The organism is Saccharothrix australiensis, from assembly GCF_003634935.1.
Classification (GTDB): Bacteria; Actinomycetota; Actinomycetes; order Mycobacteriales; family Pseudonocardiaceae; genus Actinosynnema; species Actinosynnema australiense.
The window spans coordinates 5,248,980-5,273,017 of sequence record NZ_RBXO01000001.1; the positions used below are offsets into that span (position 1 = coordinate 5,248,980).

The 24,038-nt window shown below is 75.2% G+C and carries 18 protein-coding genes; 4 read left to right on the forward strand and 14 right to left on the reverse strand.

Features of this window, described 5'->3' with window-relative positions:
• Positions 1–150: 150 nt before the first annotated feature.
• From C8E97_RS22220 to C8E97_RS22235, 4 genes are all read right to left on the reverse strand, one after another.
• A complete protein-coding gene (locus C8E97_RS22220; RefSeq protein ID WP_121007436.1) occupies positions 151–1,926 on the reverse strand; it encodes an ABC transporter ATP-binding protein in 1,776 nt (591 codons plus the stop codon).
• A gap of 1 nt (position 1,927) precedes the next feature.
• Positions 1,928–2,980 (reverse strand): ABC transporter permease, encoded by a 1,053-nt coding sequence (locus tag C8E97_RS22225; protein WP_246019070.1) that lies wholly within the window; start codon positions 2,978–2,980, stop codon positions 1,928–1,930.
• Between the two features lie 11 nt (positions 2,981–2,991).
• A complete protein-coding gene (locus tag C8E97_RS22230; protein WP_121007438.1) occupies positions 2,992–3,993 on the reverse strand; it encodes an ABC transporter permease in 1,002 nt (333 codons plus the stop codon).
• 82 nt (positions 3,994–4,075) lie between these two features.
• Complete coding sequence (locus C8E97_RS22235) at positions 4,076–5,644, reverse strand: ABC transporter substrate-binding protein (RefSeq protein ID WP_246019071.1); 1,569 nt, start codon at positions 5,642–5,644, stop codon at positions 4,076–4,078.
• Between the two features lie 205 nt (positions 5,645–5,849).
• Between C8E97_RS22235 and C8E97_RS22240 the strand changes: the two genes are divergently transcribed.
• Complete coding sequence (locus C8E97_RS22240; RefSeq protein ID WP_121007439.1) at positions 5,850–6,314, forward strand: hypothetical protein; 465 nt, start codon at positions 5,850–5,852, stop codon at positions 6,312–6,314.
• 103 nt (positions 6,315–6,417) lie between these two features.
• Here the strand turns inward: C8E97_RS22240 and C8E97_RS22245 are convergent, their stop codons facing one another.
• Positions 6,418–7,452, reverse strand: coding sequence for a LacI family DNA-binding transcriptional regulator (locus tag C8E97_RS22245; RefSeq protein ID WP_121012112.1), 1,035 nt, complete (start codon positions 7,450–7,452; stop codon positions 6,418–6,420).
• Between the two features lie 188 nt (positions 7,453–7,640).
• Positions 7,641–9,449, reverse strand: a complete 1,809-nt coding sequence (locus tag C8E97_RS22250) for a B12-binding domain-containing radical SAM protein (RefSeq protein WP_170211955.1) — start codon at positions 9,447–9,449, stop codon at positions 7,641–7,643.
• Positions 9,450–9,710: 261 nt separating this feature from the next.
• Between C8E97_RS22250 and C8E97_RS22255 the strand changes: the two genes are divergently transcribed.
• Positions 9,711–10,871: an MFS transporter gene (locus C8E97_RS22255; protein WP_170211956.1), complete on the forward strand. Its 1,161-nt coding sequence runs from the start codon at positions 9,711–9,713 to the stop codon at positions 10,869–10,871.
• Between the two features lie 42 nt (positions 10,872–10,913).
• Here C8E97_RS22255 and C8E97_RS22260 read toward each other — a convergent pair whose 3' ends face one another.
• The 3 genes from C8E97_RS22260 to C8E97_RS22270 all read right to left on the reverse strand — a co-directional run bounded on the left by C8E97_RS22260 (position 10,914) and on the right by C8E97_RS22270 (position 13,662).
• Positions 10,914–11,492, reverse strand: a complete 579-nt coding sequence (locus C8E97_RS22260; protein WP_121007442.1) for an RICIN domain-containing protein — start codon at positions 11,490–11,492, stop codon at positions 10,914–10,916.
• Positions 11,493–11,788: 296 nt separating this feature from the next.
• Positions 11,789–12,469: a response regulator gene (locus tag C8E97_RS22265; RefSeq protein ID WP_170211957.1), complete on the reverse strand. Its 681-nt coding sequence runs from the start codon at positions 12,467–12,469 to the stop codon at positions 11,789–11,791.
• Positions 12,466–13,662, reverse strand: coding sequence for a sensor histidine kinase (locus tag C8E97_RS22270; RefSeq protein WP_121007443.1), 1,197 nt, complete (start codon positions 13,660–13,662; stop codon positions 12,466–12,468). Before C8E97_RS22270 ends, C8E97_RS22265 begins: the two co-directional genes overlap by 4 nt.
• Positions 13,663–14,033: 371 nt before the next feature.
• On the opposite strand from C8E97_RS22270, the gene C8E97_RS22275 reads away from it, so the two are divergent.
• Complete coding sequence (locus tag C8E97_RS22275) at positions 14,034–15,272, forward strand: alpha/beta fold hydrolase (protein WP_170211958.1); 1,239 nt, start codon at positions 14,034–14,036, stop codon at positions 15,270–15,272.
• Between the two features lie 364 nt (positions 15,273–15,636).
• On the opposite strand, the gene C8E97_RS22280 is transcribed toward C8E97_RS22275, so the two are convergent.
• From C8E97_RS22280 to C8E97_RS22300, 5 genes are read right to left on the reverse strand one after another with little or no spacing between them, the layout of a single operon-like run.
• Positions 15,637–16,680: a methyltransferase gene (locus C8E97_RS22280; protein ID WP_211347112.1), complete on the reverse strand. Its 1,044-nt coding sequence runs from the start codon at positions 16,678–16,680 to the stop codon at positions 15,637–15,639.
• A gap of 45 nt (positions 16,681–16,725) precedes the next feature.
• Entirely contained in the window at positions 16,726–17,928 is a 1,203-nt protein-coding gene (locus tag C8E97_RS22285; protein ID WP_121007445.1) for a CHAT domain-containing protein, read from the reverse strand.
• On the reverse strand, positions 17,922–20,168 hold the full coding sequence (locus C8E97_RS22290) for a hypothetical protein (protein ID WP_121007446.1): 2,247 nt from the start codon (positions 20,166–20,168) through the stop codon (positions 17,922–17,924). The genes C8E97_RS22285 and C8E97_RS22290 overlap by 7 nt, the downstream gene beginning before the upstream one ends.
• On the reverse strand, positions 20,138–21,181 hold the full coding sequence (locus C8E97_RS22295) for a hypothetical protein (RefSeq protein ID WP_121007447.1): 1,044 nt from the start codon (positions 21,179–21,181) through the stop codon (positions 20,138–20,140). Before C8E97_RS22295 ends, C8E97_RS22290 begins: the two co-directional genes overlap by 31 nt.
• Positions 21,178–22,725, reverse strand: a complete 1,548-nt coding sequence (locus tag C8E97_RS22300; RefSeq protein WP_121007448.1) for a hypothetical protein — start codon at positions 22,723–22,725, stop codon at positions 21,178–21,180. The genes C8E97_RS22295 and C8E97_RS22300 overlap by 4 nt, the downstream gene beginning before the upstream one ends.
• A 100-nt stretch (positions 22,726–22,825) precedes the next feature.
• On the opposite strand from C8E97_RS22300, the gene C8E97_RS22305 reads away from it, so the two are divergent.
• Complete coding sequence (locus C8E97_RS22305) at positions 22,826–23,965, forward strand: PA2928 family protein (RefSeq protein ID WP_147455204.1); 1,140 nt, start codon at positions 22,826–22,828, stop codon at positions 23,963–23,965.
• Positions 23,966–24,038: the final 73 nt, after the last annotated feature.

The following is a 24,038-nucleotide window of genomic DNA, read 5'->3' on the forward strand; positions in this document are numbered from 1 at the left end:
CGGGCGCACCACCCCGACGAGCGCCGCACCCGCACCACCCTGACGAGCGCCGCACCCGCACTATCCCGACGAGCGCCGCGACCCGCACGGCTGCCCCACGGGCACCGACGGTGCGCGGGTGCGGCCGACGAGCGCGCACCCGCCACACGCCTACACCGCGGAGTCGAGGACGTCGGGCACCTCCAGCGTCGCGGCCACGAGGCCCCGCGTGTAGGGGTGCACCGGCGTGGTGAGCACCGCGTCGGTGTCGCCCGACTCGACCACGCGCCCCCCGTTCAGCACGACGACGCGGTCCGCGATGCTGCGCACCACCGCCAGGTCGTGGGTCACGAAGACCATCGACAAGCCGTCCGCCAGCAGTGAGCGCAGCAGCTCCACCACGGCCGCCTGCACCGACACGTCGAGGGCGGAGGTCACCTCGTCGCAGAGGAGCACCTCGGGCTCGCACACCAGGGCGCGGGCGATCGCCACGCGCTGGCGCTGCCCGCCGGACAGCTCGGCCGGGCGGCGGTCGGCGAGCCGCGCCGGGATCTCCACGCGCTCCAGGGCTTCCCGCACCCGCCGCCTGCTGTCACGCGCGCTGACGCCGAAGTAGTGCCGCAGCGGCACGACCAGGCTGCCCTCCACGCTGCGATGCGGGTTGAGCGAGCCGTAGGGGTTCTGGAACACGTACTGCAACCCGCGCCGGGTGTCCTCGTCGCGGGCCCGCGCCGCCGCCGGGATCGGTCGGCCCCGGAACGCCAGCGCCCCTTCCTGCTCCTCGTGCAGCCCCACGAGGCAACGCGACATCGTGGTCTTGCCGCTGCCCGACTCGCCGACGACGGCCAGGCACTCGCCCCGCCCGAGGCCGAACGACACGTCGAAGAGGACCTGCCTGCCGCCGTGCCCGGCGTGCAGCCCGGACACCGACAGCACTTCCGGCTCCGCGTCGGATGCCACGCGCCGCTCGGCCGCGCGCGCCGGCACCCTCGGCGCCCGCACGACCTCGTCCGCGCGCGGGCACCGCGTCAGCGTCCCCGAGGGGCCGGGGACGAGCGCGGGCCGGGTCGCGCGGCACTCGGCCACGGCGTGGTCGCACCGCGGGGCGAAGACGCAGCCGCGCCGGTACCCGCCGACGCCGGGCGCGCGACCGGGTATCGGGACCAGGCGGTGCCTGCGGGTCGCGGACGGGACGGCGGCCAGCAGCGCCCGCGTGTACGGGTGGGCGGCACGGGTGAGCACGTCGCGGTCCGCGCCGCTCTCGACCACCTCGCCGCCGTACACGACGGTGACGCGGTCGGCGACCTCGGCCACCACGGCGAGGTCGTGGGAGACGTAGATCGCCGCCATGTCGTGCTCGCGGCACAGTTCCCGCACCATCCGGAGCACGCGTGCCTGCGTGACGACGTCGAGCCCGGTCGTCGGCTCGTCCAGGACGAGCAGTCGCGGCCCGGCCGCCACCGCCATCGCGATGGCGACGCGCTGCTGCTGGCCGCCGGAGAGGCGGCGGGGGTGGCGCTTGAGGAACGCGTCGTCGGCAGGCAGGTCCACGGCCTCCAGCAACCGCCGGACGCGCGCCGACGCCTCCCGCCGGGGCAGGCGCAGCCCCTCCGTCAGCTGGGTCGCCAGGCTCAGGCTCGGGTTCAACGCGGTCGCCGGGTCCTGCGGCACGTAGGCGACGCGGCTGCCCCGCGCGCGGCGCAGCTCCCCCGGCGGCAGGGAGAGCAGGTCCAGCCCGTCGACCACCACCCGCCCGGCGGTGATCGTCGCGCCCCTGCGCGCGAAACCCAGCAGGGCGAGCGCGAGGGTGCTCTTGCCCGAGCCCGACTCGCCGACCACGCCCATGACCTCACCCCGGTCGAGCCCGAAGGAGACGTCGCGGACGATGTCGTGCCCAGTGGCGTCGACGGTCACGGTGACGCCGGAGACCTCCACTGCCGTGGTCACGTCAGCCCTCCCCTTCCGCGCGGATCGTCCCGACCCGCTCCTGTCCGACCCGCCGCTTCCCGGTGCGCGTCCTTTCTGGGCGCGTCTTCCCGGTGCGGCCGACCGCCCTGGCGACCGACTCGGCCACCAGGTTCCCGCCGAGCGCCATCATGAGGATCAACGCGATCGGGGCCAGCACCGGGAGCGGGGCGATCGACAGTCCGTCCTGGTTCTCGCCGACCATCAGCCCCCAGTCCGCCGCCGGCGGCGCGACGCCGAACCCGAGGTAGTTCAGCGAGGCGATCGCGGACACCGCCCACACCAGCCGCATCCCGGTCTCCACCAGGAGCGGCGAGGTCACGCCCGGCAGCACCTCCCGCAGCAGGACGCGCGTCGCGGGCAACCCGTTCGCCCGCGCCCAGAGCACGTGCTCGCTGCCGACCACGGGCAGCGCCGCCCCGCGCATCACGCGGGAGACGCCGGGCGCGAACGCCACACCGACGAGCACCGCGGTCAACAGCGTGCCGCGCCCGAGCACGGACACGAACAGCAGCACGAAGATGATCTCGGGGAAGCTCAGCAGGACGTCCGTGCCGCGCATGAGCAGCGTGTCGACGGCCCCGCCCCGGTAGGCCGCGGTGAGCCCGACGAGGCAGCCGAGGACCACGCCGAGGCCCGCCGCGAGGACCGCCATCCACGTGAGGCCGAGACCGCCGTGCAGCAGGCGGCTCAGGACGTCGCGGCCGAGGATGTCGGTGCCCAGCGGGAAGGTCCCGTCCGGTCCCGCCAGGGGCGGTCCGACGATCGCGTCCGGCGCGTGCGGCGCGACCAGGGGCCCGAACACGACCGGCAGGCCGACCAGCGCGAGGAGCACGAGCCCGAACCGCGCCTGCCCGGTGCGGACCGCGCGGCCGAGCGCGGAGGGCCCACCGGCGCCCGACGGCGGCGCATCGACGGGCGCGGAGGGCCCGTCGGCGTCCGGCGGCACCACGTCGAGGAGTGCGGGGGACCCGTCGGCGTCCGACGGCGGCGCGCCGGCGGCCGGTGCGGGTCCGGGTGTCCGTTCCGTTGCCACGGCTCGCTCCTTCATCGCGCCCCGCCCAGTGCCGCGAGGACGTCCGCCAGGAGGTTGAACAGGTAGTACGCGGTCGCGAGGATGAGGATGGACGCCTGGAGCACGGGCAGGTCGTGCGAGTTCACCGCGCCGACGACCGCCGACCCGAGGCCGGGGTAGGAGTAGACGTGCTCGACCACGACGACGCCCGTGATGGTGACCGCCGCGACGAGACCGGCCGCCGGCAGGCTCGCCGCGACCGCGTTGGGCAGCGCGTGCCGGAACAGGACGCGCCGACCGCTGAGCCCCTTCAAGACCGCCGTCTGGACGTACTCGCTGTTCATCGCGTCGATGAACGAGGCGCGGACCAGCCGCCCCAGGTACATGACGCCCATCAGCGTGAGGGTGGTGACCGGCAGGACGAGTTCCGCCGGGTACCACCAGGGCAGGTCGCCCGGCGGGATGTCCGACACCCCCGGCAGCACGTCGAGGACGGACGTGGCGAAGAACGCGATCAGCAGCATCCCCACGACGAACGCGGGCAGCGCGGTGAAGAGCGACGACACCGCCACGAAAGCCTTGTCCAGCGCGCTGTCGCGCCGATGGGCGCTCACCACGCCCACGACCACGGCGAGCGGGAGGATCAGGGCCAGCGACGTGACGCCCAGCGCGAACGAGTTGAACGCCCGCGGCCCGATGACGTCCGCCACGGGTTCGCCGCTCTCCAGCGACGTGCCCATGTTCCCGCTGAGCACGCCCGAGAGCCACTGCCAGTACTGCGCGACGAGCGACCGGTCGAGCCCGAGCTGCCCGCGCAGCGCCGCGACCTGCTCGGCCGTCGCGTCCTTGCCGAGGATGATCCGCGCCACGTCGCCCGGCAGCGCCTGCGTCACGAGGAACAGCAGGACCGAGACGAGGAGCAGCACGAGCACGCCGAGCAGGAGCCGGCGGACCAGCCACCGGGTCGTCGCGCCACCCGGACCCGGTGGCGCGCTTCGCGCGGGGACGGACGCCCGCGTCGTCAGTCGAGGCATGTCAACCTCCGCCGTTCGCGTGTGGTGGGTCGGTGCGGTGGGGCCTGCCCGAGCCGGCTCGGGCAGGCCCTTCCGGGTCGGGTCAGCGCCCGACCGTCACGTTCGTCAGGAAGGAGAGCGGGCGGCCGTTCACGTCCGGCACCAGCCCGCGGACGTCGGCGCGGTGGGGCATCAGCACGTTGACGAACGCCGGGGTGATCATCGCGCCCTGCTCGTGCTCGATGCGGTGCATCCGGTTCATGATCGGGCACCGCTCGCCCTCGGGTGCCACGAACAGCCGGTCGGCGAGCGCGACGAACTCGGGGTCGTCCCAGTGGGTGGCGTTGCCGACGCGGCCCGGCAGCAGGCCGCCCAGCACGGTCGGCAGGTACGGGATCGGGTTGAAGTCGATGAACGCTGGCCACTGGCCCCACTTCGACAGCAGCTCCGGCACCGTGACGACGTTGACCTCGACCCGAACGCCCGCCTTCGCGGCGTTCTCGGAGAACACCTGGGCCAGTTCCCGCATGCCGGGCAGGAGCCCGTCGGTCGTGATCGCGAACGACAGGTCGCCGTGGCCCGCCTCGGCCAGGAGCTGCTTCGCCCGCTCGACGTCCTGCTCGCGCTGGGACAGGTCCGGCGCGCCGCACCTCGGCGTGCCGCCCTCGTGGTCGTTGGCCACCCGCGCGTACCCGCCGAAGGCGTTGGACACCACCTGCTCCCGGTCGACCAGCAGGCGCAGCGCCTGCCGCACCCGCACGTCGTCGAACGGCGCCACCGTCGTGTTGAGACCGATCCGCAGCGTGAAGTCGCCCTTGCTGTCGAGCAGTTCGACGTCGTCGCGGCCCGCGAGGGACTTCGCGATGGTGGGTGTCGCGCCCGACGCGATGTCGACCTGGTTCGACAGCAGGGCGTTCGCCTGCGCCTGCTGGCTCGGGTACTCGGTGATCTCGACCGCGCCGAGCTTGGGCCGGTCGCCCCAGTAGCCGTCGAACCGCTCCAGTGTGGACTGCCGGCCGGCGGCGAAGCCCTTGACGGCGAACGGCCCGGTGCCGATCGGCCGCTCCGGCACCGAGCCGGCCTTGGTCATGGGCAGCAGGACGTTGGCCCAGATGTCCTTGAAGGGCGCGAAGGGCTCGCTCAGGCCGACCCGGACGGTCAGCTCGTCCACCGCCGCCACGGCGGCCGGGTCGATCATCTCGATGAACGCCAGCCCCTGCACGGCGTTGGCGGGGTCGCGGAGGTGCTTGATGCTCGCGACCACGTCGGCGGAGGTGAAGCGGCTGCCGTCGGTGAACAGCACGCCGGGGCGGAGCTTGATCGTCCACGCGCGGAAGCCGTCGTCCGGCGTCATGTCGGTGGCCAGCCGCCACTCGACCTCGCCCTCGGGGCTCAGGCGGGTGAGGCCCTCGTACACCAGCGCGCTGCGGAGCTGCTGGGTGGGGCTCTGGTTGCTCGCGTAGGGGTTCAGGGTCTCGCCCGCGTCGGTGGCGGCGGCGATGCGGAGGGTGCCGCCCGCGCCCGCGCCCGCCCGCTCGGGCGGCGAGCAGCCCGCCAGGGTCGCCGTGACGAGCACGACGCCGGTCACCGCGCCGAGCAGCCGGGACGACGGGCGTCCGAACGGCGTGCCCGACCCGGCGACCGGCCGGGCGCGTGGGGGTCTGCGCAGCACTGGGCACCTCCGGTTCCGCGTGGCGGATGGTCCTGGATCTAAGCCGTTAGACCGGGCTCCCCCTGCTCGGTCCGGGATGAACTGCGCCACACAGTACGTCGACTCCGTGCGGCGCGGAAGAGGCAGCGCAGGTCTATCTAATCGTTTAGAACGTTGCTAGCCTCGGCGCCGACCGCCAGGGGGAACCACCCGGAGAAGAGGGACGATGACCAGTCCGTACGAGCACCTGTTCGTGAGGAAGATGCCGAACTGCATCGACGACCTCGTCAACGAAGGCGCCGCCGCCGGCGTCGTCGAACCGGACAACGTGGGCCCGGCGCTCGCCCTGATGCGCTCGAAGGACGTGCCCGCCAGCAAGATCCACCTGACCTACACGTGGATCAGGGAGTGCTCCGAGCCGGTGCAGTGGGTGAAGGAGCACGAGCACGACTACGACGAAGTCCTGATCTGGCACGGCAACGACCCCGACGACCCGGACGACCTCGGCGCGGAGATCTACCTCGACATCGAGGGCGTCCGGCACACCATCACCACGAGCGGTTCCGTGTACCTCCCGGCGGGCGTCCGCCACTGCCCGCTCGGCTTCACCCGCGTCGACCGGCCGTTCCGCTTCAGCGCCTTGTCGTTGAGCCCGAACTACGAGTCCGACGAGCACGAGCCCGCGTCGTAAGGCGCGCCGGAGGACGTCGGTCCCGTCACGCGCTCGCGCGGCGGGGCCGGCGCGTCGTCAGCCGCCCACGTGCTCGCGGGAGCCGCACCCGTGACCGGGCGCGTCAACCTCCTGCGGTGGCAACGGGTTCGCACCCGCACGTCACACCGATGCTGAGCGTGCCGTCCAGCACCACCGTCGCACCCGGACCGCCGCCCCCGTAGAAGGTCTCGTCCAGGGCGTCGAAAGCGCGGACGGCCAGTTCCTCGAACGGCAGGCGGACGGTGGTGAGCGGGAAGCTGCCGAGCCTCGCCTCGCGGACGCCGTCGAACCCCACCACCGCGAGGTCGTCGGGGACGCGCAGCCCCAGGCTCGTCGCCGTGCGGATCGTCACGAGCGCCTGCTCGTCGGTCGTGGCGTAGATCGCGCGGGGCCGGTCGTCGCCCTCCAGGACCCGCCGCACCGCCCGCTCCGCCTCGACCCGGTCGAAGAACGCCCGGACCAGCCTGCCCTCGGTGGGCAGCCCCGCGTCCTCCATCGCCCGCCGCCAGCCGCCCTCGCGGCCGATCGCCGGTCCCGCCTCGATCTCGCCGGCCACGCAGGCGATGTCGCCGTAGCCGTGCCCGATCAGGTGCTCGACGACGAGCCGCGCGCCCCCGAAGTCGTCGAACGTCACGCTCGGCGAGGTGGGGTCGGGCGCGGCCCACTGCACGTACACGCGAGGGGTCTCGTCCTCGTGCCGAGGCTGCTGGCCGGTCGTGACGAAGATGCCGCGCGGGCGCAGCTCCGAGAACGCCTCGCCGTACTCGTCGCCGAGCGACGAGTGGTAGCCGGTGTTGCCGAGCAGCGTCAGCAGGCCGCGCCGCCGCCCCTCGGCCTCGACGCAGCGCGACAGCTCGCCGAAGAAGGCGTTCGCGGTGTCGGGCACCAGCAGGCCGACGAGGTTGGACCGGCCGCCGCTCAACGCGCCCGCGAGCGGGTTGCGCCGGTAGCCGAGCATCCGGATGGCTTCCTCGACCTTGATCCGGGTCTTGTCCGACACGGGTCGGGGCCCGCCGTTGAGCACGTAGCTGACGACGGCCGTCGAGGTGCCCGCCAGCCGCCCGACGTCGTGGAGGGTGGGCCTGCGCGCGGAACCCGGCGTGCTCCTGGCTCCCACGCTGCCGCTCCCTGTCACGTCCTCCGCCACCGGCCGGGGTCGGACACCGTCCGCGCCGTGGCCGCCCCTCCACTCTAGAGCACGGCGACGCCCGGCACACCGGACGGCGCACGGCGGGCCGGGTGGCGGCGTGGCGACGACGTCGCCGGGGGCAGCGGCGGTGCGGGCGCGGCACCGCGGAGTCCGGGTCACCCGACGGCGACCTCCTCCTCCACCACCTCCCGCCGGGTGGCGTCGAGCCGGGCGACGAACTCCCGCTGGATCGGCGCGACGGGCTCGGCCTCGGTGGGGCGCAACAGGAACGAGCACCCCTGCCCGACGTCGGACGCGACCTGCTCGGCCGCGTGCGGCACGCCCGTGTACCCGGCGATCGCCGCGGCGATGACGTCGCCGGAGAACAGGCACAGGTCCGTCGTGCCGGTCCTGCGCACGTCGTCGGCGACCCGCTGGATGGCGCAGAAGCAGTTCTCCCGCGCGGTCCGGACGAGCAAACCCCCCTCGACGACCCGGTAGTCCTGCACGACGGCGCACACGTCCAGCCGCTGGCCGGACGCCTTCAGCGCCGCGCTGTGCTCGACCAGCCGCCGGGCGGCCTCCGCCGGCGTCACCGGCCCGTCCGCGCGCCGGGTGCTGCCCTCGACCGCGTACCGCGGCCACAGCGCCATCGCCTGCGTGCCGATCCAGGTCCAGTACAGCTGTTCCGAGGTCAGCTCGCCGTTGCCGAACGCGAAGTTGAACTGGTCGAACAGCGCGGGCTCGGTCAGCGGGTCGATCAGCCCCTCGGCCAGGCAGGTCCGGTAGTCCGGCGAACCGGGGATCGGGTAGAACGGGTTGGTGTAGAACCGCACCTCCCGCACCGCGCAGTTCACCGAGTCCTGCACGATCTCGGTCAGCGTCTGGCCGGGCAGCCCGGCGATCAGCGAGCCGTTGACGCTCAGCCCGTACTTCTCGAACAACGACGCGCCCTCGGCGACCTTGGGCAGCGAGGTGAACCCCTTGCGCATCTTGCGCAGCCGCTTCACGTCGGTGGTCTCCAGGCCGAAGAACAGGCTCTCGAACCCGGCCGACACCATCTTGCCGACCAGGTCCTCGGTCAGCTTGACCACGGTGATGCCGTTCGGCAGCCGCAACCGGACGTCGAGCCCGCGCGCCAGGATCTCGTCGCAGATCGCGTGCACCCGGTCGACGTCGAAGGTGAAGTTGTCGTCCTCGATGAGGAACCGGCGCACGCCGAGCCGCTCGACGCAGTGCTCGATCTCGTCCACCACGTGCTTCGGCGACCGGGCGCGGAACTCCCGCCCGACCGTGGCGTGCACCGTGCAGAAGGTGCACGAGAACGGGCAACCGCGACTGGTGATCAACGTGGTCGTGTGGTCGTAGCGGGCGAAGTCCAGCTGGTCGACGGCGGGCATCGGCAGCGCGTCGAGGTCCGGCACGAACGGCGCGCGCGGCCGGACGTGCGGTGGCCCCGGCGTCCCGCACGCGCAGCGACCCGCGCCGCAGCGGAACGCCACGCCCGCCAACCCGTCGAACGGCCGGCCCTCCTCGATCGCCGCGACCAGCGGGACGACCGTCGACTCGGCTTCACCGAGCACCACGGCGTCGATCTCGGGAACCTGCAAGGTGTGGTGGAAGAACACGGTCCCGTGCTGCCCGCCGAGCAGGATGGCCGCCTCGGGCAGCAACGACCTGGTCAGCCGCGCGAGGTCGTAGGCGGACTCGTAGAACGGCGTGAACATGCAGGAGATGCCGACGACGTCGGCCCGGCTCGCGGCGACGGCTTCGGCGATGCGCTCCCACCGGGCGCCCCAGTGCACGACGTGCCGCCACCGCGGGTGCGTCGCCAGCTTGAGCCGCTCGACACCGGTCAGCTCGTCGTCCGGGACCACGTGGTTGTCCTCGACGTGCGCGAGCGCGTCGAACACCACCGTCTCGTGACCGGCGGCGCGGAGGGTCGCGGAGAGGTACGCGAGCCCGATCGGTACGTGCCTGCCCACTTCCACCATGCACGCCCGAATCGGTGGTTTGACCAGAAGAATACGCATTGCGTCCCCATTCGCCTCGATTTCCCCTTCGCTCGCCAAAGTACTCGCGGCCACCACCGGTCGTCGCGCGCGAGCACAGGTCGGCCGGTCGGTGGGAATACCCGGTGAATTGGAATCGCGGAACACGGGCGGACCGCCTGGTATGTTCGCGGTCGGCCGATGATCGAGGGGCGGGGACCACCGTTGACAGCGCAAACCTCCGTTTCCTCGGGATTGACCACCGGCCTGTACCTGTTCGCCGCGTTGAACGATTTCGTCCCGGTCGTGCCGGTGGTCGTCCTGCTGTTCACCGACGCGGGGCTCGGCCCGGTCGAGGTGTCGTCGCTGTTCGCGATCCTGGCCTTCGCCGCGCTCGCGCTGGAGGTGCCGTCGGGCGCGTGGGCCGACGTCACGTCGCGCCGCCGGCTGCTGGCGCTCGGCGCGTCGGCGCGGGCGCTGTGCTTCGCGCTGTGGGTGCTGTTCCCCTCGTACCCGGCCTTCGTGCTCGGGGCGGTGCTGTGGGGCGCGTGCCACGCGTTGACCTCCGGCACGTTGGAGGCGCTGGTGTACGACCACCTGCGGGCCACCGGCGACACGGCCCGCTACCCGCGCCTGATGGGCCGGTCGCGGGTGGCCGCGCTGACCGCGAACGTGGCGGCCACGGCGCTGGCCGCGCCGCTGCTCGCCCTGGGGTCGTACGTCCTGGTGGAGGTCGTCAGCGGCGCGGTGTGCCTGGTGACCGCCGCGGTGGCGCTGTGCCTGCCGGAGGGCGCGGGGGCCCGGCGCCCGGAGCGCGGGCACCGGCTCACGGCCTACCTCGGGATGCTCGCGACGGGGCTGTCCGAGGTGCGCCGCGACGTCGTGGTGCGCCGGGCCGCGCTGCTCGCGGCGGTCCTGCCCGCCGTGCTGGTGCTCGACGAGTACCTGCCGCTGCTGGCGCGCTCGACCGGGGTGCCGACCGCGACCGTGCCGCTGATGGTGATCCTCGCCGTGGCCGGGAAGGCGGCGGGCGGTTGGCTGGCGGGCAGGCTGGCCGCGCTGCGCCCCACCGCGCTGGCGCCGGCGCTGGGCGCGGCGGCGGTGCTGCTCGCGGTGGGCGCGTCGAGCGGGCACCCGCTGGGCGTCGTGCCGGTCGCCGCGGGGCTCGGCGTGGTGCAGTTGAGCATCGTGCTGGCCCAGGCGCGGCTCCAGGACGTGGTGCGCGGCACGGCGCGCGCGACCGTCACGTCGGTGGCGGGCCTGGGCACCGACGCGGTGGCGATCGCGTTCTACGGCTGGTACGCGGTCGGGTCGGGCTGGTTCGGGATCGCGGCGCTGTTCGCCGGTTTCGCGGTGGTGCCGCTGCTGGTCGCCACCGCGATGCCGCGCTGGCTGCCCGGACCGGGCGCGCGGTGAGCGCGGGGCGGGGAGCCCTGCTCGGGCTCCCCGCGGACCGGGTCAGGACACCGTCCAGGTGTTGTGCGGCTGCTCGGCGCACTGCCAGAGGTCGATGCCCGCCCGCGGCGGTCCGCTGGTCTCCACGACGTTCAGGCAGAGCCCGGCGGTCTGGATCGCGACGAACTGGTGGCCACCGGACACGGCCTGGACGCGCCACCCCTGCCCTTCCCGGTCGCACCGCTCCACCCAGACCGGCTTGGGGTAGCCGCCGGGGTGGTAGGTCAGGCACTTGCCGGACTTCTGGTTGCGCAGCCGGAACTCGTACGAGGGCCGGTCGAGGATGGACAGCTGGTCGAAGAGCTGGTGCGGCTGGTCGGGGTCGCCTTCCCAGCGGCAGTCCCAGAGCTGGACGTTGGAGCGCGGCTTGTTCAGGGTCCGGGCGTCGACGTCGAGGCAGCGGTGGGGCGCGATCCGGGACACCAGGTGGGCGGCGGGGAACGCCGACACGCCGGTTCCCGGCGCGGTCAGGCCGGTGCCCGGCGCCGGCGCGCCGTGCGCGGCGGTGGCGCCGGCGGCGAGCAGGAGGACGGCGGAGGCGGCGGCCGCCGACAGCCGGGCCAGGCGTGCGAGGGATCTCATGGAACCTCCAGGTGAGAGTGTGGTTCGCCTCAGGGGAAATCGACCACCCCCGCCCCGACCGGATCAGGTTATCGTTCGGCGCGGTCGGGGCAATACGGCGAACAGCGTTGCCGCGATCAGCGGAAAGCCATATGGGACGCGGCATTCGCGCGGCCCCGGTACGCCGGTCGTATTCACCCGCCACCGGATCGACCCACAGTGGACCGACGAGTCGGGGCGAAGCACGCGCGGGTCGGTGACAAACGTCCTTCGCAGTGGAGGATCGCCCGCTTTCGCAAAAGTGGCGCGCGCTGTCCTCATCGCCCCGGTGTGATCACGCCGGTTTCATAGGCGACTATGACCAGTTGTGCGCGGTCCCGCACGTCGAGTTTGGCCAGCAGGCGGCTGACGTGCGTTTTGACGGTGCCCGTGCTGAGCCGCAGGTGCGCCGCGATCTCGGCATTGGACAGTCCTCGCGCCACCAGGACGAACACCTCCAGCTCCCGCGCGGTCAGCGCGTCCAGCTCGCCGGTGGCCGGCGGCGCGGGCGCCGGGCGGCTGAACGCGGCGATGAGCCTGCGGGTCACCGAAGGAGCCAGCAGCGCCTCGCCGGCCGCGATGGTCCTGATCGCGGCGAGCAGGTCGGCCGGTGGCGTGTCCTTGAGCAGGAAGCCGCTGGCTCCCGCGTGCAGCGCGGCGTGCACGTAGGAGTCCAGGTCGAACATGGTCAGGACGAGCACCCGCGCCTGCCCGGTCCCGCGGGAGTCGCAGATCCGGCGGGTGGCCTCGATGCCGTCCATCTCCGGCATGCGCACGTCCATCAGCACCACGTCCGGCCGGTGGACCGCGGCGAGTTCGACCGCTTGCGCCCCCGTCGCCGCCTCACCGACGGTGACCAGGTCCGGTGCGGTCTGGAGCAGGGCGCGGAAGCTGCCGCGCAGCAGGGCCTGGTCGTCCGCGATCAGGACGCGGATCGGCGCCGCGTCGACGCCGTTCACCCGTTCCGCCCGGACGTCGTGACCGCCGACGTGAGGGGCAGTCGCACGGATACCGCGAACCCGCCGCCCCGCCTCGGTCCCGCGGTGAACCCGCCCTGGTACATCAGCACCCGTTCCTGGATGCCGATCAGCCCCTTGCCGCCCTCGGACCCGCGGCGGGCAGCCCCGCCACCGCGACCGGTTCCGCCGTCGACGACGTCGATCCGCAGGTCGCCCGCGCCCGCTCGGACCGTCACCTCGCAGCGCGTGGGCGCGGCGTGCTTCACCACGTTGGTCAACGCCTCCTGCACGATCCGGTAGGCCGTCAGCTCCAGGCCCGGCGTCAACGGCGGCGTGTCCCGCACGTCCAGTTCGACCGCTACCCCGGCCTTCTCGGCCATCCCGGCGAGATCGGCGAGGTCGGCGAGCCCCGGCTGCGGGCGCAACCGCCCGTCCTCGGCGTGTTCCCGGTCCGGGCGCAGCACACCGAGCATCCGGCGCATCTCGGCGAGCGCGGTGCGGCCGGCCGTCTCGATGTCCGCGAGCGCTGCCCGCACCTCGGGGTCGGCGTCGGGCCGGGAGCGCAGGGCGTGGTGGGCGACGCCGGCCCTGACCGCGATGAGGCCGACGCCGTGCGTGACGACGTCGTGCAGCTCGCGGGCGATCCGCAGGCGTTCCCCGGTGACGGCCTGCTCGGCGACCCGCCGCGCCGCCGCCGCGGCGTGGGTCCGTCGTTCCCGGACCACCTGGCCGAGGGTCCACGCGAGGCCGAGCGCGATCGCGCCGACCGGGAACAGGCTCGCGCTGCCCGGCTCGGGAGCGGGGTACAGGCCGAGCAGGGGGAGGACGACGGCGCCGACCACGCCGGCGACCAGGATCGCCCTGGTGGTCACCCGGACGCGTCCCGGACTGGTGAGCGCGACGGTGTAGAGCGCGAAGGCGGCGGCGAAGAACGGCTCGCCGACCAGGTCGAGGCTCACCGCCAGGACGGACAGCGCGGTGACCGTGCCGAAGACCGCACGAGGCCGGACCCGGCGCACCGACAGCGGCAGCGCGATACCGGCGGCGAGCAGGCACTCCGGCCAACCGCCCTGCCTGGCCAGGACGGTCGCCACCAGGACGACGGCGTACTCGAGCGCCAGCAGGCCGTCGAGCGCGATCAGGTGCTTGCGGCCGAGCCTGGCGAACGGCGACACCTCGTCGGACTCATGCACGGCACAACGCTATCGGCGCCGATCACCGCGGACATCCATCCTCGGGATGTCGGTCCAGGGACAGAGGCGGCACCGGTTCCGGGGACCGGGGTGCGTCCCCGGACGGATCCCGGAGATCAACCTCCGCGCAGACGCGCGCGGCCATCAGCGCCCGGAACGATCGGGACATGGCCAATCGACATCTCCGACGACTCATCACCCTGGTGGCGGTCGTCGCACTCGCACCGCTCACGGTCGCCCCGGCGATCGCGGAACCAGCGCCCGCCTCGCGCCTGGACTGGGCGCCGTGCCCGGACGGGGGCGGCAGGTCCGGGGTCGAATGCGCCACGCTCGACGTCCCCGTGGACTGGTCCGAGCCACGCGGTCGGACCGTGACCCTCGTGCTCGGCCGGTTGAAGGCCGAGGGGCGTGCCCGAGGCAGCGTGCTGGTCGGCTTCGGTGGCCCCTCCGGCGGCTACGTGCGAGCGCTGGGCGACCTCTTCGGTGAGGCTTACGGCGGGCTGCGCCGCCGAATGGACGTCGTCACCTGGGACATCCGCGGCGGCCCCGGCAACCTCGGCATGAGCACCCCGCGCCTGCGATGTGACTGGCGGATGGCCGTGGTCCCCCGGTATCCGCGCGACGAGGCCGAATACGAGCAGCTCACCGCGACGAACCGGGCCGACGCGGAGAAGTGCCGCAGCACCGATCCGGAGCTGTTCGACAACATGGACTCGGCGAGCAACGCCAGGGACATGGAGGCGATCCGGCGCGCGCTCGGTGAGCCGAAGCTGAACTTCTACGGCGCTTCCTACGCGGGCTTCTTCGGCCAGGCATATGCCCGGCTGTTCCCCCACCGGGTGCGTACGCTGGTGCTGGACGGCACCTGGAGCCACAGCAACGAGAACTGGCAGTCCGAGCTCGCCGCCCTCGCCCAGGACCACGAGCGGACCCTACGACGGTTCTTCGACTGGTGCGCCGCGGACACGTCCTGCGCGCTGCACGGCGGCGACGCATCCCGCCACTGGCGCGAGGTGACCGCGAGAGCGGACCGCGAGCCGATTCCCGCGCCTTCGGTGGACGCCGACTACAGCGGGAGGGATTTGCGCGCCCTCGGGCTCCTCGCCGCGCTGCGCGGGCCCGAGCGGTGGGGCAGGCTCGCCGAGGCGATCCGGGACGCCGAGCGCGGCGACGCTTCGGGGTTCGCGCCGGCCGGCGCCCGCCTCCCCTACCCGGCCGTCCCGGCTCCCGGCGCGGTGGAGTGCCTCGACTGGCCACGCGCGCACGGCTACCAGCGCCTGTCCGCCATGACGGACCAGCTCCACCGAACCGCCCCGCACGTCGGCGCCTCGGCCCCGCTGCCGATGAACCTGCTGCGGTGCGAGGGGTGGCCGACTCCGGTGACCAACCCACCCCAGCCGCTGCCCCGGCACCTGCCGCCGCTGCTCGGCGCGGGGGCGTGGAACGAGATCGACGCGGTCGGCAGGGTCGTCGCCCAAGTGCCGGGCAGCAGGACGATCCGGCACGAAGCGGCCGGTCACACGCTGTACCTCGACAACCCGTGCGCGCGGGCGCACATCGATCGCTACCTCACCAGCCGGATCATGCCGGAACCGGGAACCGAGTGCTGACGCCGTTGGCGGCCCGGCCGGGGGCTGGGTCGGCGTGAAGGACGCCGCCACGTGGCAGAACGCCTGCACCACCGGGCGGTGGTCGGTCCGGCGGCGGGCGACCGCCGCCTGGCTCGCGCCGGCCTCCACCAGGTCGATGAGGCGCAACGGGTACCGGGCAGCGGGTGCCGGCGGCGCGCCACGTCCGCGCACGTCGCCGGCACGCCCAGGTTGCGCAACAAGGTCTCGGCCACCTCCCGCACCGACCTGGACCCACAACGGGGGCAACCACCAGCGGTGGCACATCGTGTTCCAGCCGCGCGAACGCGCTTCGACCGGTCGCGGCGGCCCGCGCGACCGGTCGCGGCGGCGGCCCGCGCGCGGGTCACTGCGCGGGGACGCCCTCGACGATCGACAGGCGCGTCCCGGTCGGGATCACGCGGGTCAGCTGGAGGTCCGCCGCCGCGAACAGGGCCTCGAACTCGGCGCGCGTGCGCTCCCGCCCGGTCAGCGAACTCATCATCAGCAGGTCGATGACCTTGCCGGGATCGGGCTCGTTGCCCGGCGGGACCACCGCGTCGACCACCAGGACGCGACCCCCCTCGGACACGGCCCGCCGGCAGTGCCGCAGGATGCGCGCGCACTGCTCGTCGTCCCAGTCGTGCAGGATCCGCTTGATCAGGAACACGTCGCCGGGCGGCGCTTCGGTGAAGAAGTCGCCGGCGACCAGGTCCCAGCGGTGGTCCGCGCCGAGTTCGCCGAGCCGGTGCCCGGCCAGCACGTGCTCCCGGTCGAACAGCACGCCCCGCGCGTCGGGGTGGTCGCGCAGCACGGCCAGCAGCAGGCCGCCGTGACCACCACCGAGGTCCACCACCACCGGCGACGGCGGCAGGTCGCAGGCCCGCGCGATGAGCGGGTTCTCCGGGTCGGACATGGCCGCCATGCCGACGTGGAAGACGGCCGCGGTGTCGGCGTCGCGCGCGAAGTGGTCGAAGAACGGCATCCCGAACAGCTCCTCGAACGCCGACGCGCCGGTGCGCACGGTCGTCGCCAGTTCGCCGGCGGGCCGCCAGAACGTCCGGTCGGTCAGCATCAGGACCGCCGGGCGGAACGACGACGCCACGTCCGCGCGCAGCAGCTCCGCCGCCGGGGTGAGCGCGAACCGACCGGCGTCGTCCTCGGTGAAGATGCCCCGCGTGGCCAGCAGCCGCAGCGTCCGGTACAGGTTGAGCGGGTCGGCACCGACCGCCTCGGCGAGTTCCGCGACCGGACGCGGCCCGCCGGTCAGGTGGTCGGCCACGCCCAGCACCGCGGCGGCCCGCAGGGCGGCCGGGAACAGGTAGCTCATGGCGAGGTCCATCAGGGCGAACCGGGGATCGGTCTCGCCCGGCCGCCCGGCGGGGTCGGGTGGGTTCTCCGCAGCCGTCACGCGACGGACACTACCGCTCACCGCAAGTGACAGCCGGCTTCCCGATCAGGAGTTCCGGGCTCGCGGCGCGGGGGCCCAGGCCGTCGCGAACGCCGCCCACACCACCGGCGAGCACGCCGGGTCGCCGGTCCGCTCCCAGCGGGTGGCCTGCTCGCGCTGCCAGGCGCCGAGCGCGGCGACCGGGTCCGCGGCGGACTGCGCCCGGTCCACCGCCGACACCGCGCGGCCCAGCACCGGCGTGGGCGGGAAGCCCGGCACGAGCGCGGTCAGGCCCGCGTCGGTCGGCAGGGTCCACCGCGTCGACAGCACGTACTCCGCTCCACCGTGCACCATCGCCGTCACCAGGCCGGACGGCTCGGCGAACCGGACGTCGCCGCCGCTCTCGCACGCCACCAGCGCCACCCGGTTGGGCATCCGCCACGGGCGGGGCGGTCCGGGTCGGTGGCCCAGCACGAGGTCGGCCGCCGTGAGCGGCCGGTGCGCGCCGACGGGCGCGGCCCGGCCCGTGGTGGTGTCGGCGCGGCACGACAGGTGCAGCCGCGCGGCCAGGCCGTGCCCGCCGGTCGTCACGTGGCCGACGTAGAGCAGGCGCGCCGCGTCGGCCAGCGCCCGCTCCAGGAAATCCCGGTCGACGTCGTCGCGCCGCACGCCGCCGGGCACCTGCCCCGCCGCCAGCGCGCGCAGCTCCGGGCCGACGTCGCCGAGCACGGAACCGAGCCCGGACGCGTCGCCGAAGCCCGGCACCCTCGGGTCGAGCACCCCGACGACCGGGCCGCGGAACGGCGACACCCGGCGGCCGACCGCGTTGCGCACGGTCGCGGGCGGGAGGACCGAGACGTCCGTCGTGTGCACGATCCGCTCGGCCTCGTCGACCCGCAGCGCCTCCCACGGCACCAGCGCCGTCGACGGTGACGGGCTGATCCGCAGGTGCGGCCGGACACCCCGCTCCAGCAACGAATTCAGCTCGGCCGCCAACCGGTGGGGCACGAGGGCCCGCGCCAGTCGCGTGGCCAGGTCGACCTCCCGGTCGCGGTCCACCAGCGGGCCGCGGGTGAGCGACCGGGCCAGCGCCTCGTCCGCGCTCTCACCCGGCAGCGGCGAGGGCACGGCGCGGGCCAGGTCGTCCAACGCCTCCCGGACCAGGTCGCGCGGCACGCGGATCACCCTGGGCTCGTCCGGCCGGTCCTCCCACCGCCACGACGCGTAGAGGTCGCCCGCGTCCACGAGCTTCAGCTGCACGGCTACCACGACGCCACCACCTCCGCCGACCGCACCGGGAAGCCGTAACGGCGCTCGGCGACCTCGATCCAAGCATCCAAAGTGGACGGTACGGCCGGGTCGAGCCGCACGCGCGGCGGCAGGGCGAAACCCGCCGCCGGGAACGCCGGGTCGTCGCCGACGCCGTCCAGGTACGCGGCCGCGTAAGGGAGATGGCCTTCCTCCGCGCTCGGCGGCGGTGGCAGCGCCACCAGTTCGTCACGTGCGAGCGGCGGTGCCCCAAGGGGGTCCACCGACACCCCGTCCGGACCCGACGACGCGCCCGCCGAACCCGGTGGCACACCCGCCGAACCCGACACCCCGTCCGGACCGGACCGCTCCCCGGCCGGAGCCGACCACCCGGCCGGGCTCAACGACACCGCGCCGGCGAGGTGGTCCACGTACTCGGCGGCCAGCCCGACGTCACCCACCGACGACAGCGCCGCGAACGCCGACCGGATCGCGGGCGCGGCGGCCAGCGCCACCCAGCGCTCGCGCAGCGGGCCGTGGGCGAACCGCTGCCGCACCGCCTCGGCCGCCAGCGCGGCGGGCAGCGCGTGGTCCAGCGCACGCCCGCACAGCGCGCGCCGCTCCTCACCGTCCACCGTGGACGCCCAGCGGAGCAGCGCGTCCGCACGCCACCACGCGATGCCCAGCGCCACGTGCCACAGCCCCGCCCGCCCGGCGGTCCGCTCCGCCGCGCCGTACCGCCCGTCCGCCGCCGCGTACTCGCCCGACGCCTCCAGGGCGGCGCCGCGCACCTGGTCGACCGCGATCCGCTCGACCGGCGTCGCGCCGTCGCCCAGTCCCGCCACCGCCCGGTCGAGCAGGTCCAGCGCCGCGCGCGGCCGACCCGCGCCGACCTCGACGGCCGCCCGCCCGAGCAGGCACACCACCAGGCCGTGCCGGTCGCCCGTCGCGCGCACCAACCCCTCGGCCTCGTCGTACAGCGCTGCCGCGCGCTCGTTGGCCGACTCCAGGTACGCCAGCCGGGCGAGGCTGAGCACGGCGGTCGCCTCCGCCGCCGCGTCACCGGTCGCCCGCGCCAGGTCGCGGGCCAGGCCGAGGTGTTCCGCGCCGCCCGCCCGGTCGCCGGTCGCGCCCGCGATCCCGGCCAGCGTCGTGTGCACGAACGGCGCCAGTTCCGGCGCGGAGCCGTAGGCGAGGTCCAGCGCCGCGCGCGCCGCGTCCGCCGCCTCGGCGAACCGCCCGCAGGCGGCCAGCACGGACGCCCGGACGGCCGCGATCGACGGCTCACCGCCCGCGAGCGCCGCCGCCTCGTCCAGGTCCGCCAGCGCTTCCGCGTGCCGGGCCGCGTGCCGCAGGTTCCCGGCGCGGGCGAGCAGGGCGTTGACGAGGACGCCGACCGTGCCGTACTCGTCGCCGACGCGGGCGACGACGGTCCGGGCGCAGGTCACCGCCTCGGTGTTCCAGCGCAGCGCCGCCGCGCCGTCGCCGAGCGCACCGGCCGCCCCGGCCCGGTTGCCCGCGACGGCCGCGCGGCAGACCAGCGCCTCGGTGTCGTCGGACCCGAGCGTGGCGGCGTGGGCGGCGGCGAACGCCGACTCGGCGGCCTCGACCCGACCCGCCGCCGCGAGCGCCGCGCCCTCCGCGTTGCGCCGGACGCACTCGTGCCACCGGGCGTCGACCGGGCGCACGCCACAGGGCCGTTCCGCCAGGTCCCGGAACTCCGCCGCGCGGGCCTCGTCACCGCCCGCCTCGGCGATCCGCGCCAGGTTCGCGTACGCGTGCGGGACGACCTCGGGCGCGTTCGCCGCGGCGAGGTCCACCGTGGCGAGCGCTTCCGCCTCCGCCTCCGCGAGCCTGCCCGCGACCATCAGCAGGCCGGTCCGGGCGTTGCGCAGCACGGCCTGCCCGCGCGCGTCGGCGTCGGCCAGACCGCGCGTCAGGTCCTGCCACGCCTCGTCCCAGCGATCCAGCCGCGCGAGGACTTCCCCGCGCGAGGCCACGACGACCGCGCGCGACACCGGGTCGGCCAGGTCGACCGCCTCGGTGAGCAGGTCCAGGGCCTCGGCGGGCGCGCCGGACAGGTCCTCGGCGGCGGCCAGGTTGACCAGGGCGGCCACCCGTTCGTCGCCGACGGCCACAGCGAGCGCGGCGCGCAGCGCCGAGCGGCCCTCGGCGACGTCGCCGTGCTGGAGCAGCCGCACGCCCTCGTCGTTCAGCTCGGCCCACCGGCTCACCGGCGACCCGCCGTCCGCTCGGTCCACGTCGCCGACGGCGCGCCCGACCGGGACCGGGCGTAGTCGAGGAGCGCCGCCCGGCGCGCGGGGGCGTCGGGGTCGGGTTCCGGCGTCGGCGCGGCGAAGTCCGGGGCGTACACGGTGAGCCGCCGCCGGTCCGGCGGCAGCAGGAGCACCGTCGGCGGCACCGGCACGCGGCCGACGTGCCTGCCGAGGCCGTCGACCCGGTCCAACGGCACGTCCACCCGGTCGAACCGCGCCGCCAGCCGGACCTCCGGCCGGGGGCCGGCGGCCACCGCGACGTCGAGGGAGGTCTCACCGCCGCGCCGGACGACCGCCCAGCGCGCCTCGGCCGCCGCGTCCACCGCGCCCGCGGGCACCAGCGCCCAGTCGACCGCGTCCGATCCACTGTGGACGGTCACGCCGTCGACCCGGTCCGCGTCGCCCGCCGCGAGGGCGTACTCGGCGCGGCCGGCCCGGACCGCCGGCGGCACCACGACGCCGTAGTCCTCGGCGAGCGCGGCGAGCCGCGCCGAGAGGCCCTCCACCCCGGGGTCGGCGGTGACCGCGCGCAGTGCCCGCGCGGTGGCGTCCTCGTCGTCCAGCAGGTGTTCCACGACGGCGGTCGCCACCGCGCGCTCGGCGCGCAGCACGGCGGGGTCGAGCGCGGGCACGCCCGCGATCGCGGAGGCGGGCCACCACGCCTCCGCCCAGTCCAGGTGGGCGACGGTGCGCGCCGCGTCGAGCGTCGCGGCTCCCGGGCCGCCGGCCGCCGGCCCGTCGGGGGGACCGCCCGTGCCGACCGCCACGGTGCCCGCGTCGCCGAGGATGCCGTCCGCCGCCTCGGGTCCGTACACCTCCCAGAGCCAGTCGGCCGCGCGGGCGGTGTCGTGGACGCGCGCCGCCGGCGCCGCGCCGCCGGTCAGGACGTCCCACGCGAGCAGCGCGCCACGCGCCTCCAGCACCGCCGCCCGCTCGGGGTGCGGCGGCCAGTCGCCGACCGCCACCCCGTCACCGGTCCGCACCACGCGCGCGCTCATCCCGCCGCCCGCCGTTCCAGCGCGGACCGCAGGCGGTCGCGCTGGTCGAGGATCACCGACCGCAGCACGCCGTCGAGCACGTCCCAGAGCCCGTCCACCGGCACGGGTTCGCGCCGCAGCTCGCGGCCGTGCGTGCGGACCCACAGCCGGCGCAGGTACGCCTGCCGCACGTCGAGCACGTCCGCCCGGACCCCGTCCGGCACGGCGGACGGCATCCGCCGCACGCGCCGCACGTACGCCTCGCGATCCCAGCGCGCCCGCAACCGCGCCGCCGCGTCGCTCGTCGCGCCGGCGTCCGACAGGCCGGCGGCGACCGCGCCGACGTCCACCGGTCCGGCGCCCGTCGGCGCGGCACCCGTCAGCTCGGCACCCACCGGTCCGGCACCCGTCGGCGCGGCGCCCGTCGGCGCGGCGTCCGACAGGCCGGCGGAGGCTGCCCGACCCAGCACCATCACCACGCGGCCGACCTCCTCGGCGAGCTGCCACGGCCCGGCCGACCGCGCGATCTCCTGCCGCACCAACGACGGCACGTCGGCCAGGGCGTCCCGATGGGCGTTGGTCAGCGGGACGAACAGGCGTTCCACGATCGACCGGTCGAAGGGCTTGGGCAGGTTCCGCGTGGCCGCCGTCGCACCCAGCTCCGGCCGGACCGGGCGGTCGCGGTCGGACAGGCCGTGCGCCCGCGCCTGCCCCGGTTCCGCCAACCCGACCGCACCCCTGGCGCCCACCCGGTCGGCGACCAGGGCGGCGAACAGGTCCGGGTCCGGGGCGGTCGCGCAGGTGGCGAGGAAGTCCTCCGGCCGCGCCGCCGGGTCCGGTCGCGCGCCGCCGGCACCGCCGTGGCCGGCGTCGGGGCGGCCTGACCGCCCCTGGCCGGCGACGTCGCGCCCCCGCCGGCCCCGATCGGCGACGTCGTGGTCGAGCCAGCCCCGATCGGCACCATCGCCCGGCCGCCCCGCACCGACACCATCGCCCGGCCGCCCCGCACCGACACCGGTGCGGTCCGGTCCGCCACCCCACGCCTCGTCGAGCAGGCGGGTCAGCTCGGCCGCCTGGCCGGGGTCGGTCACGAACCGGCGCAGGCCGGCCGCCGTCGGCCCGCCCTGCCCGTGCACCTCGGCCAGCACGTCGGCGGCCCGCCCGGCGGCGGCCGGGTCGAGCCTCGGGTCGCCGTGCGCGGTCGCCAGTTCGTAGCAGCGCTGGAAGTACAGGTCCTGCGGGTTGCCGTCGGTGATGCCCGCGCGCCTGCGCTCCTTCTTGAGCACCAGGAACCACGCCGCGGTCGCGGCGAGCACCGGACCGGCCCGGACGACCCGCTCCCGCAACGCGTCGGCGTGCTCGGCGGCGACCGGGCCCGCCGCGAACTCCGGGTGCAGCACCGGGCGCAGCACCAGCGGGTCGAGGATCAGCTTCACCGTGCGGGCCAGCGGCCGACCGGCTTCGTTGCTCAGCGGCGCGACCGACTCGCCCAGCGCGGACCACGCCTGGTCGAGCAGCAGCCCCCTCGGTGTCGACGCCGTCGCGACGGCCCGCGCGGTGCTCACCCGGACGAGCCTAGCCGGTCCGGCGTCCGCGCTGGTGGGGAGCCGTGCGCGGGGCGTTCCTGTGATCGGTAGGCGGCACCCGCGCCGGAAGCTCTGCGGCATGACGACGAAGGGCCCGGACGGGATGTACCCGCCGTACCAGACACCGCAGCCGTACCAGGTGCCGTCGCTGCACCAGCCGGTCGCGCCCTACGAGACGCCGCGCGTGCGCCGGCGCGCCCCGCTGCTCCTGCTGCTCCCGACGCTGCTGTTCGCCGTGCTGTTCTTCGGCGGCTCCTACCTGCTCGCGCCCGAGGCCGATGTCCGGGTCCAGCCCGACCCCGGCGTCGCCTCGGTGGACGGGCGCGACGTGCTGCTCGTGCCCTACGAGCGGCACGGCGCGCGCGGCATGTTCCAGCTGATGGCCCGCGACATGTTCCAGGTGCGGCTGGCCGCGCTGGACGCCGCGTCGGGTGACGTGCGGTGGGACACCCAGCTCTCCGACGAGCTGGTCTGGCAGGCGTCCGTGCTCGCCTCCGGGCAGCGCTACACCTACCTCGCCACCGACGGCGGCCTGGTGGTGCTGGACCTCGCCGACGGGTCGACGGTCGCCGAGGGCGACGGCGTCGAGGGCCTGGGCGACGCCTTCGTCGCCGCCCGCTGGGCCTACCGGTACGACCCGGACAACCGCCGCGTGGTCGTGATGAACGGCCACGGCGGCGTGCTGACCATCGCCCTGGACACCGCGGCGGCGACGCCCGCCGACCCGCGGACCGCGGCGACGTGGGCCGGGGTCCTGTCCGAGCGTGCGCTGCCCACCACCCCGCCCGGACCCGTGACCGCGGCGGACGTGCCGGACGGGCGGGTCGAGCTGCGACCCCGACCCGGCGGCGCGCCGGGCCACGTGCTGGTCCGCACCGGACCCGGCGGCGGGCCCGAGCCGGTCGGCGACGTCGTGTTCCACGGCGCGGGCCTGGTCGTGGACGGCACGGCGGCGGCCGGGTTCCCGACGGGCCACGTGCTGGTCGTGCACAGCCGCGACCTGAACGACCGGGAGCGGTCGATCAGCGCGGTGTCCCTCGCCACCGGGCGGGTCACCGGCTCGGTGCCGATCGACTCCACGACGTTCAGCCGCGCGACGGCCCGCGGCGACGGGACGGCGGCGGTCGGCGTCGGGTCCGCGGTCGTCCTGCTCACGCCCGACGGCCGGCTCACCGCGCGACCCGTCGGCACGACCGACCTGTTCGGCAACGCCTCCTGAGCACCGGCTCCCCGCACCCGACCCCCGCACCCGACCGCCCCGCACCCGGTCACCCCGCGCCGGGGGCGCGGAC